General features: G+C 46.6%; 11 protein-coding genes and 1 pseudogene. 2 read left to right on the top strand and 10 right to left on the bottom strand.

The genetic code is table 11. The features are described 5' to 3' along the window. Nucleotides 1–215: 215 nt before the first annotated feature. From psbQ to petC, 4 genes are all read right to left on the bottom strand, one after another. Nucleotides 216–659 (bottom strand): photosystem II protein PsbQ, encoded by a 444-nt coding sequence (gene psbQ / locus QUB63_RS25655; protein WP_332948174.1) that lies wholly within the window; start codon nt 657–659, stop codon nt 216–218. A gap of 91 nt (nt 660–750) precedes the next feature. Next, nucleotides 751–1,602 carry an alpha/beta fold hydrolase gene (locus tag QUB63_RS25660; RefSeq protein ID WP_332948176.1) on the bottom strand — a complete coding sequence of 284 codons (852 nt, stop codon included), beginning with the start codon at nt 1,600–1,602 and terminating at the stop codon, nt 751–753. 310 nt (nt 1,603–1,912) lie between these two features. Further along, nucleotides 1,913–2,902, bottom strand: a complete 990-nt coding sequence (petA, locus tag QUB63_RS25665; protein ID WP_332948177.1) for a cytochrome f — start codon at nt 2,900–2,902, stop codon at nt 1,913–1,915. 159 nt (nt 2,903–3,061) lie between these two features. Beyond that, nucleotides 3,062–3,604 (bottom strand): cytochrome b6-f complex iron-sulfur subunit, encoded by a 543-nt coding sequence (petC, locus tag QUB63_RS25670; RefSeq protein ID WP_332948178.1) that lies wholly within the window; start codon nt 3,602–3,604, stop codon nt 3,062–3,064. Nucleotides 3,605–3,817: 213 nt separating this feature from the next. Here petC and QUB63_RS25675 point away from each other — a divergent pair, with 213 nt between their 5' ends. Continuing rightward, nucleotides 3,818–4,135 carry a DUF3067 family protein gene (locus QUB63_RS25675; protein WP_190740162.1) on the top strand — a complete coding sequence of 106 codons (318 nt, stop codon included), beginning with the start codon at nt 3,818–3,820 and terminating at the stop codon, nt 4,133–4,135. A 209-nt stretch (nt 4,136–4,344) separates the two neighbouring features. Here the strand turns inward: QUB63_RS25675 and QUB63_RS25680 are convergent, their stop codons facing one another. Then, nucleotides 4,345–4,524, bottom strand: coding sequence for a hypothetical protein (locus QUB63_RS25680; protein ID WP_332948179.1), 180 nt, complete (start codon nt 4,522–4,524; stop codon nt 4,345–4,347). A 46-nt stretch (nt 4,525–4,570) separates the two neighbouring features. Between QUB63_RS25680 and QUB63_RS25685 the strand changes: the two genes are divergently transcribed. Then, the gene (locus QUB63_RS25685) at nt 4,571–4,879 is read left to right on the top strand and encodes a carbon dioxide-concentrating mechanism protein CcmK (RefSeq protein WP_106149684.1); all 309 of its coding nucleotides are present in this window, start codon (nt 4,571–4,573) and stop codon (nt 4,877–4,879) included. Nucleotides 4,880–5,082: 203 nt separating this feature from the next. On the opposite strand, the gene QUB63_RS25690 is transcribed toward QUB63_RS25685, so the two are convergent. From QUB63_RS25690 to QUB63_RS25710, 5 genes and pseudogenes are all read right to left on the bottom strand, one after another. Continuing rightward, entirely contained in the window at nt 5,083–6,045 is a 963-nt protein-coding gene (locus tag QUB63_RS25690) for a calcium-binding protein (protein WP_332948180.1), read from the bottom strand. Between the two features lie 3 nt (nt 6,046–6,048). After that, nucleotides 6,049–6,474 (bottom strand): annotated as a pseudogene (locus QUB63_RS25695) (calcium-binding protein); the annotation flags it as partial. Nucleotides 6,475–7,172: 698 nt separating this feature from the next. Then, on the bottom strand, nt 7,173–7,940 hold the full coding sequence (gene tatC / locus QUB63_RS25700) for a twin-arginine translocase subunit TatC (protein ID WP_332948189.1): 768 nt from the start codon (nt 7,938–7,940) through the stop codon (nt 7,173–7,175). Nucleotides 7,941–8,545: 605 nt separating this feature from the next. Continuing rightward, nucleotides 8,546–9,505 carry an NAD(P)-dependent alcohol dehydrogenase gene (locus tag QUB63_RS25705; protein ID WP_332948182.1) on the bottom strand — a complete coding sequence of 320 codons (960 nt, stop codon included), beginning with the start codon at nt 9,503–9,505 and terminating at the stop codon, nt 8,546–8,548. 179 nt (nt 9,506–9,684) lie between these two features. Beyond that, nucleotides 9,685–9,905, bottom strand: a 221-nt coding sequence (locus QUB63_RS25710) for an EAL domain-containing protein (protein ID WP_332948183.1), incomplete at its 5' end; no start/stop codon positions are given.

Here is a 9,905-nt window from a genome sequence, read left to right on the forward strand (position 1 = left end):
AGTTGAAGAAGACCGGGCGGTTAGAAACCGCGTCTATACAAACCAAACCCGCCTCCGCGGGTTGAAGAACGGGCAGTAAAAATTACGTTTTACGTTATTTTCTTTACACCGCGGAGGTGGACTTCGTGTGTGTAAACCTGGTTTCAACCCTACGTCCTCGTTTGTGTAAACCTGGTTTCAACCGCCGTCTGCATCTGCGCTACAAACTAAAGCGATTAGGCTTTAGGAATTAGCTGCAAGAAGGTATCGAAATCATTCACAGCTTTTTGATAACTAGCCGTGACTTTCGCATAGTCAGTCGCTTTAGCAGCGAGGTCAATGTCTACCAAATCAGCAAACAAACTCTTGGTCAAATCAACAGCTTGTTGTTGAGATTTCGGCAACAAACTGCCAGACACAGTTTTCATGGTGCTGCGCAATTCGCCGAGAGGCCCGTGAATGTAAGTTCTGGTATCAACCCAATTTTTTTTCTGAATTAGGGTTCCTAGGTTGTCCATGCGCGATCGGAACTCTGTCAGGGTAGGAACATAGCGCTGAATTTGCTGGATCTGGGCTGCTGTGTAAGTCGTTGGAACTTTTGCTTCGACACTGCTGCAACTAACCAGAAATGCCATCAAACACGCCATCATCAAGGCCAAAAATGAACGGGGACGAGTCATAGCGATTTTAGATTTTAGATTTTAGATTTCTCGTTGCGGGCGGGCACGGGGGCACCGCTCCTACTTGGGACCGAGAGTTAGGTACAAAATATTATTTTACCTCCTGGCGGCGCAGAAAAGTTATCAGAGCATCGCCAACTTTTTCAGACCAATGTTCTTGGGGATAATGCCCCGCTTCTTCTAAAGTGACTAACTCTGCATTTTTCATGGAACCGACTAATTTTTTAGCGGGTTCAACACTCAGCCAAGGGTCGGTCAAACCCCACATTAATAAAGTTGGTCGAGTCCATCCTTGCAAGCCGGATTCAATTTCTGCCATTGACTGCGGTAATTGAATGTTGCGGATTGTGTTCATCAGCGATCGCCCCGCATCCGAACTCTTCAAAAACGGGCTGCGGTAAACATCTAAATCCTTGTCTGATATGATTTTGCGGCTGCCGCCTTCGAGGGTTCTGTCCACCAAAAGCGGGTCTTGGGTCATCATGTCGCCAATAAAAGGCAGTCCCAACTGCTGCATTTTCCAAGGCAATCTTATATTTCCTGAAACTGGTGTATTTATGACTGCTAAACGATCGATTTTATCGGGGTTTCTCAAAGCGTATTGAATGCCGGCTGATGCTAAAAATCCTTGGACTACCAGGGAAAATCGGTCTAATTCTATGGCTTGAATAAAGCCTGCGAGGGCGTCAACAAAGGCATCGGGAGTGTAGGCAAAGTCGCGTTTGTCTGGTTTTGCCGATCGCCCGCAGCCCACCCAATCCGGCGCGAGCGATCGAAATCCTTGGGCGGCCAAATCTGGCATAATCGCAGTCCAGGTAAAGCTTTGGGACGGTATACCGTGCAGCAGCAACACCGGTGATTTATCACTTTCGTTTACCGGATTTGCTTCCCGATAAAACCATTCCAGCGCGCCTACTTTAACTTTCTTCTCATCAATTGACATTATTTTACTGATTATTTATCAAAGAATAAGGCGGGTATTCCCCGCCCTACTTACCTAATAGTTGGGTACGCACAAAGCACCATTAGTCTCAACAATTGCCTAAAACCTTTTGTATCTCAGGTTTTTATCGAAGTCTCGATCCCCCTCGCATCCCCCTTCCCGGGGACTTTAAGAATACTCTTGTTCCCCCCTTAAGAAGGGGGGTTAGGGGGGATCTAGGCCTAATAGTAAGGCAGCAGTCTGGCACTACACAAGACGTATTTGTTGACAATGATAACTGAGCACCTTACCCAACTAATTGCAGCCGCGCTTAGAAATTCATTTCAGCAGCTTGAACTTTTTCGACCTGTTTCTTCTTGAGAACCAGCATGATTTGAGCCAGCATGGTCAAAGCCACGAAAGCCATCAATCCTTTAACTCGACCTGCACTTTGCAGCACAATTTCTACGTCTTTTTGACCGAAGCCGCCCACATTAGGATTGCTCGTCAACAGTTCGCCGGCTGCAACTGTTTGTCCTTCGGTAACAATCAGTTCTGGGCCTGCGGGAATTGTATCAACAACCGCTGCACCTTCTGCCGGTTGAATTGTCACTTCATAACCGCCATCTTCAGGTGTGGCAATCTTAGAAATGGTGCCAGCTACCGAAGCATTATAAACAGTATTGTTGCTCTTGGCGCCGGTAGGATAAACCTGACCGCGACCGCGGTTGCCGCCGACATAAATTAGGTATTTGCCGTAGTGAACGGACTTGTCAGTTTCGGGATTTGGCGACAAAACTGGGAATACCAATTCTTTGTACTGTTCACCAGGCAGCGGGCCCACTAACACAATATTTTCTTGGGTTTCGCTGTAAGGTTGGAAGTAAAGATCGCCGACTTTTTCCTTCATTTCTTCGGGAATTCTGTCAGCCGGAGCAATCTTGAAACCTTCGGGCAACATCACAACTGCGCCTACATTCAAGCCGCCTTTGCTACCGTCGCCGGTAACTTGCTGCACGCTTTGATCGTAGGGAACTTTGACCACAGCTTCAAAAACTGTGTCAGGCAAAACAGATTGCGGTACTTCCACTTCAGTCGGTTTGGCACCGAGGTGACAGTTAGCGCAGACAATGCGGCCTGTGGCTTCGCGGGGGGTAGCGGGTGCTGTTTGCTGCGCCCAGAAAGGGTAAGCAAATGCTGCTTGGGGAAGCGCGATGTCGCTGCTCAGAAAAAATCCGGCGGCTGCGATCGCAATTAAGGCAGTTTTGGCGATCGTCCTGGCACTGCGGCGAAATATCGCAGATAAATTAGTTTGTGGCATCAGAGTATTCAATCTCAAAGGTTCAGACAATGCGTGAATTTTAGATTTTGAATTTTGGATTTTGGATTTTGGATGATTAGACTGTTTTCGGGATGCAATTATCTTTGATTTTCACCGCTGACCCCAATCTAAAATCTAAAATCTAAAATCGAAAATCGTTTAAGACCACCAAGGTTCTTCGCCGGTGCGGAAATCTGTTTCTTTCCAAGGGGTAAAAGCAATCTTGTCATCTGCGACAGTGGCGTGGGCCAGGGCCAGAGACAAAGGTGCGGGGCCGCGCACCACTTTGCCCTCATTGTTGTATTGAGAACCGTGGCAAGGACAGATAAACTTGTTTTCGCTAGCATTCCAAGGCACGACGCAACCCAAGTGAGTGCAGACTGCATTGATGCCGTATTCGGCGATAGATTGGTCTTTTTCCACCACAACATAAGTGGGGTCGCCTTTGAGACCTTGGGCCAAGGTGCGATCGCCCGCCGGATGCGAAGCCAAATATTGGCTAACGATGATGTCGTTACCCAAGGCATCTTTAGCTGTGACTCCGCCGCCAACAGCCCCACTCGACGGAGGAACAAAATACTGGACAACGGGATAGAGTGCGCCCAGTGCCACACCTGTGACTGTACCGAACGTCAACAAATTCATAAATTGGCGACGCCCCATATCGGGGACATCGGGATTTCCAGCAGAAGTTTGAGCCATGACCTGCCTTTACGGTTTTAAGTTACGTTTGTTTGCTAGCTGTTAGAGAACCTGTACCTGCAGACGAAGGAGGATAATTGCCGTTAATCTGCTAGCACAAATTTGAGACCGCGAAAATTCCTTTAAGAATGCGCCTTCCAGCCTTTATTAGAGTATTATTACATTTTTTGAACTTTGTCTTTTATTGTTTAACAGATTCACTCAGGAGCAACCATGACGGGCAAGGATTTACACCAGCTACTCCTAGAAAAATGGGGAAAGTCTTACGATATCAGATTGCGGCGGACGCGGGGCAAGATTTTTGTGCAGGTGATGTGGAAATATTTGGAACAGGCGTCTTTTCCGATGACGGAGGCTGATTATTTCGAGCATTTGGACGCGGTGGCCAATTACCTCAACGGCTGGGGCAGCACGGCACAGGTGAGAGAATACATTGTAACTACTCGCGATCGCCCCCGCTTGGGCAAAGCTGTCAGCGTTCCCCTCGATTTGGGCGAAAGAGCCTCGGAGTGGTTGCTTGACGAGTTTTGAGTCATTCGTCATCAGTCATTGGTCATTCGTCATCAGTCATTGGTCATTCGTCATCAGTCATTGGTCATTCGTCAGGAGTGGTCGATCGCCCCGGCATCGCTGCTTGTAAAGTTTTGTATCTGGGCGGGGCTGGATTTTTTGAGTTCCAAGTCCCAAAAATGGTGAGGCGAACTTGTCAGCCGACTTGCTGGCGGTGACAAACTAAGCACTCAAGCAGCTAATTTTTGCAGTTTTTTTTGATTCAAACTCTTGTGTGACGGGCTTTCCGGCGCGAAGACTGCTGTGGGATTTAAATGTCGCAACAGCTTCTGGGGATATTTTAAATTTGGGCGATCGTCCAGGCGACGCTGACCAAAATCATTACCACCAATTTCTGTCAACACTTTCACCTACAATGAGTTTCAGATATCCCGTGAAATTTAGGAGAATGTTGTAATGGGTGTTGCAGTTGGAATGGTTGAAGTCTTAGGATTTCCCGCTGCCGTAGAAGTTGCAGACTCAATGGTGAAAGCAGCCCGAGTTACTTTAGTTCGCTATGAAAAAATAACCCGTGCTTACTGGACAATTATAGTTCGAGGAGATATCTCTGAAGTGCAAGCAGCCGTTGCTGCTGGAATTGAATCAGTTAAAAAGGTCGATGGCGGAAAGTTGCTATCGTATCACATCATTGCTCGTCCCCACGAGAATCTCGATTACATTTTGCCGATCGGCTACACGCCTGAAGTAGAACAGTTCCGAATGTAGACAAAGTTTTGACAAAACTTTGGTGTAGAATTTTAACTTTTAGTAATTATAGAGGCGCGGGCGATCGCACCTCTATATTTTTTGGCAGCGAGTCGATCGATTTTTATGCTTTGTTAAGCTGCGGAATATTTGGTCAAAGTAGGAGGCAGAATAACTTTAAATTCCTCACCGCAGATTAACGCATATCGACGCAGACCATACAATCAACCAGTAATGAAATCGCGGGCCGGAATGATAGAAGCACTCGAAACTCCCTTGAGAATTCCTATAATAGGGTTAAGGCTTCCAACCTGACGAATCTCGGTATCTAAATCATTATTAATCGACCCAAAAGTGATGTCTGAAAACGGAGCGCGAGAACGTACCAGAATTTTATCTTCACCTGGTTTGAAGTCAGCAATCGTATCTGTCCCCCAACCCTTCCAAAGCCTAAACTTGTCCGCTCCCCTGCCACCAACCAGATAGTCATCGCCTCCGAAGCCAAACAACAAGTCGTCGCCCGCCCCGCCAATCAACGTTTCGCTGCCGTCTCCGCCAAGGAGAGTATCGTTAAACCTAGAACCGATCGCTACTTCGATGCCCGAGAGCGAATCTATGCCGCCCTGCCCGTCGGAAGCCCGACCTAAACCAGACCCGTCGCCGACTGCCCCCAACTGGAGATAGACGCCAGTTCCTGCATCGCTGTAAGATACTGTGTCGGTGCCATCGCCGCCATTGAGCAAGTCATTGCCCGCACGACCAGACAAAGAGTCATTACCGCCTTCGCCCTTGAGCGTTTCATTGTCGCTCCCGCCAACTAAGGTGTCGTCGAAGTTAGAACCGATAACGACTTCAATGCCAGAGAGTGAGTCTACACCGTTCTCTATTACGATCGTGGACATCCCCGTGAATTCTCTACCGCCGAATCCATCGAGAGCCCGACCTAACCCAGACCCGTCGCCGACAGGCGCCAACTGTAGATTGATACCACTTCTCGCACTTATGTACGATACTGTGTCGGTGCCATCCCCTCCATTGAGCAAGTCATTGCCAACCCCACCATCAAGAATGTCATTATCCCTGCCGCCGTTGAGAGTGTCGTTGCCGTTGTTTGCTGGGTTATTACGATAACCAAGGAAACCACTGCCATCAGTCAGAGTGTCATCGCCATCGTCGCCATTGAGCAAATCGTTCTCGAAGCCGCCGTTGAGTTGATCGTTGCCAAGTCCGCCATATAGAATGTCATTATGACCCCCACCATCAAGAAAGTCATTTCCTTCTCCACCGTAGAGCGTGTCATCGTTACTGCTTGGATCATTTGAATCGCCAGTGTAGTCACCAAACAGATAATCATTGCCTGTTCCGCCGTCGAGCAAGTCATAACCTCGGCCTCCATAGAGACTGTCATTGCCAAGTCCACCAAGCAGAGTATTAAAATCGGAAGGAAAATCTTTCCTTCCACCATAGAGTAGGTCATCCCCACTTCCACCATCGAGACTATCACTGCCAATGCCACCATCGAGAGTGTCATCACCAGCCAAGCCAGAAAAAAAGTCGTTGCTAATAGTGTAAGGATTAGGGCTGGATAAGTAGTCAGGGTTTGAAGTACCAAGCATATATTTAATCTCCTGTTGGATTGAGTAACTGAAACAGTCAAAAAGCCAATACTGGAATTGGAAATATTTAAAATGAAATTACTTGTTCTCAAAATTAGTAATTTAATATTTTCCTAATTTGAGTAACAAGTAAAATTCCATCAAAAATCTAGCTACTTGGCTGAGCCATGCTGCTGTTTTGAGAGCTTAAAACTTTGCAGTATTATTACTGCCCTGAGTAATTTCACTCTCTGTTGCAATGTTATCTCTGGCTGCGATTGTGGCAACATTTTCTGCTAAATCTTGTTGAGTTCTTTAAAATGTAAATTTATATAAACACTTCTCCTATTTTTTGGCGGAATTATAAAGTTTTGTTGAGCAAAGCAGAAAATCTTGTTCTTACGCAGCAGGCGCTAAATTTTGCCTCTATCCTAAAGTTGCTAAAAAATTTAACTTATTTACATTTTTTTATAAAAACTTTTTAGATAAGGTCTCGATGACGAGTTTTGATAGTATTAACTTATGAATTGTCGGGAATGGCGATCGAACTTGACTTCACACAATCTTTAAAAATTTACTCGTAAGGTATGGGTTCTCACTGAGGAAGTAGCGTGGGACGGGATCTCCGGTCCGTCCTAGCATAAAAAGTTGTGGGACGGGCCGGAGATCCCGTCCCAACTATTTTTGGAATCTTGTCTATTGCTTGCTATTTCTAATTCTCACCGCCCTAAAAGCTTCACCAAACCAACCCCGCCAAAATACAAGCTCAGCACCGCACCTCCTAAAAGACTTTGCGTTAAAGGGTCAGTAGAAGGCGTTAAAACCGCTCCCAAAACTGCCGCTCCCAACACTACATAACGCCAGCCGGAGAGCATTTGGTTGGAAGAAACTATGCCCAAAACGCCGAGCAATACTTGGACGATCGGGATTTGAAAAGCTAAACCGGTGCTGAACATTAACAGCAGTACAAATTTAAAGTATTTGTCGATCGACCACAACTGCTCTACAACATCCGCCCCGTAGGTAACAAAGAAGTTCAGCGCCGCCGGAATCAAAGCGATGTAAGCAAATACTAACCCGCCCAAAAATAGGAAACTAGAACCGAAAAACACTGGCCCGAGCAACCTGCGCTCTTTGCGAGTCAAGCCGGGGAGAACAAACAGCGCTATCTGGTAAAAAATAAACGGACTGGCGAGCAGCAAACCGCTGTATCCGGCGACTTCGATAGAAACAAAGAAATACTCGCCGGGAGCTAGTTGCAGAAACTTGACGGGCCCGGCGGGTACTTCTAGCAATTGTACGATCGGCTTAACGGTGAAAAAGCAACCAACTACAGCGACTGCTACTGCAATTAGCGAGTAGAAAAGTCGCTGTCGCAATTCTTCTAAATGGTCGAACAAAGACATCTCTACTTCGTCTGGAAGTTCGTCTAGATATTCGTTTTCTAGGTTGCGGGAACCCAGAAAACTGTCTGCAATTTGTGCAATGCTATTTTCCGAAATAATTTCTTCAGCTTCTAAGTTGCTGACATCCGTGAAATCATCGGCGATTGGTGCAATGCTATTTTCCCCGCTAACTTCTTCGTCTTCTAAGTTGCTGACATCCGTGAAATCGTCGGCGACTGGTGCAGTGCTATTTTCCGCGCTAACTTCTTCGTCTTCTAAGTTACTGACACCCGTAGAATCATCGACGATTGTTGAAATGCTATTTTCTGGGTTAAGTTCTGCACCTTCTAGGTTACTCACACCCATAGAATCATCAGCGACTGGTGCAATATTTTCCGGGCTAACTTCTGCACCTTCTAAGTTGTTGACAGCCATCAAATCATCGGCGACTGGTGCAATGCTATTTTCCGCGCTAACTGGTTCGAGGTTGTTGTCGGAATCTTGTTCGGATGTCTCCAAGTCTGAGGGAGAAGTCATAAGGAATCGGGAATTGGTAATGGGGAATCGGGAATCGGAAATTGGTAATCGGTAATGGGGAATCGGAAATCGGGAATGGGGCCCAAAAGCATTGACCTTGGTTATTATAACCAACAAATAACAACCAACAAATAACAACCAACAACTAACTAATGACTACTGACTAATGACTAATGACTAATGACTTCTTCAATGCCGATCGCAATTTTGCCCACAGCGCGGCCGGTTTCGCTGTAAGCGTGGGCGGCTGCTACTTCTGGTAGGCTGTAAGTGCGATCGACAATCGGCTCAACTTTACCCGATTCTATTAACTCCCGCAAAAGCCCTAAATCGCTGGTGTTGACATTGGCTACAATTAATTTAGCTTTCTTCCCCGATACAAACCAGCTCGTTAACATCGGTGCGAGGTTTTCGACACTCGGCAAAGTCGAGATATAAACTCCCTCCGGCTGCAGCACCTTTTCGCATTCAGCAAATGTTCTTGTCCCCACCGCATCCAAAATTATATCATATTTTTGGGGCTGTTGAGTAAAGTCAATTTCTGCATAATCCAGGACTAAATCAGCTCCCAAACTCTTGACAAATTCTCTATTTTTAGCGCTGCAAACTCCTGTTACTTCCGCGTTCATTGCTTTCGCAACTTGCACGGCAAAAGTGCCTACACCGCCGGAAGCGCCGTTAATTAATACTTTATTTCCTGCTTGAATTTGACCCAAATCCCTCATCGCTTGCAAAGCAGTTAAACCTGCAATCGGCACTGCTGCTGCTTCTGCATGAGTGATGTTTTTAGGTTTAATTGCCGCACTCGATTCTGGGACGACAGCGTACTCGGCACAAGCACCGCCACTTATGGGATTTAAGGAAGTATAAACTTCATCTCCCGGTTGAAAGTTGGTAACTTCCCGGCCGACTTCTACCACAACTCCCGAGATGTCAGAACCGACGATTCGAGGAAAGTTAAATCCTGTCAATAGTTGCAGGTGTCCTTGCCGGATTTTCCAGTCTACGGGATTGACGCTGCTAGCGCGAACTCTGACTAACAATTCGTTGGATTTGGCGTGAGGCTTGGACAATTCTCGGTACTGCAATTCCTCGGCGGAACCGTAGCGATCGAACGCAACTGCTTTCATGGCAAATTTTCCGGTCTATTTTTAATACAAGACTCAATCCTTTACAATTACAGCACATTCGATCTAAATGTGACACAGTAAATTGAGCCAGCCTTGTAGCAGCGGGCGATCGACTCTCGGAGGCCTCCTGACAGGGCGCAGGCGTGAGGTAATGGGTTCGCTGGCAAGCGTGCGATCGGCTAGGGATTAAAATTAATAGGGACGGGGCGGGCGATCCCATAACCCTGAGCATAATCTACTCCCATCTCCCGCAATTTTTCTAAGATAGTCTCGTCTTCGACAAACTCAGCTATAGTTTCAAGATTCATCGCATGGGCAATACCATTAAAGCCTTCAACGAGCGCTTGAGAAATCAAATTATGACTAATATTCTTGACAAAAGCACCATCAATTTTTAGAT

The organism is Microcoleus sp. ARI1-B5, from assembly GCF_036705795.1.
Taxonomy (GTDB): Bacteria; Cyanobacteriota; Cyanobacteriia; order Cyanobacteriales; family Microcoleaceae; genus Microcoleus.

What these genes read in the sequence shown, in the direction of transcription:
- QUB63_RS25705 (WP_332948182.1), bottom strand. Translation starts at nt 9,505, where the DNA reads ATGAAAGCAGTTGCGTTCGATCGCTACGGTTCCGCCGAGGAATTGCAG.
- QUB63_RS25660 (WP_332948176.1), bottom strand. Translation starts at nt 1,602, where the DNA reads ATGTCAATTGATGAGAAGAAAGTTAAAGTAGGCGCGCTGGAATGGTTT.
- psbQ (WP_332948174.1), bottom strand. Translation starts at nt 659, where the DNA reads ATGACTCGTCCCCGTTCATTTTTGGCCTTGATGATGGCGTGTTTGATG.
- petC (WP_332948178.1), bottom strand. Translation starts at nt 3,604, where the DNA reads ATGGCTCAAACTTCTGCTGGAAATCCCGATGTCCCCGATATGGGGCGT.
- QUB63_RS25675 (WP_190740162.1), top strand. Translation starts at nt 3,818, where the DNA reads ATGACGGGCAAGGATTTACACCAGCTACTCCTAGAAAAATGGGGAAAG.
- QUB63_RS25685 (WP_106149684.1), top strand. Translation starts at nt 4,571, where the DNA reads ATGGGTGTTGCAGTTGGAATGGTTGAAGTCTTAGGATTTCCCGCTGCC.
- petA (WP_332948177.1), bottom strand. Translation starts at nt 2,902, where the DNA reads ATGCCACAAACTAATTTATCTGCGATATTTCGCCGCAGTGCCAGGACG.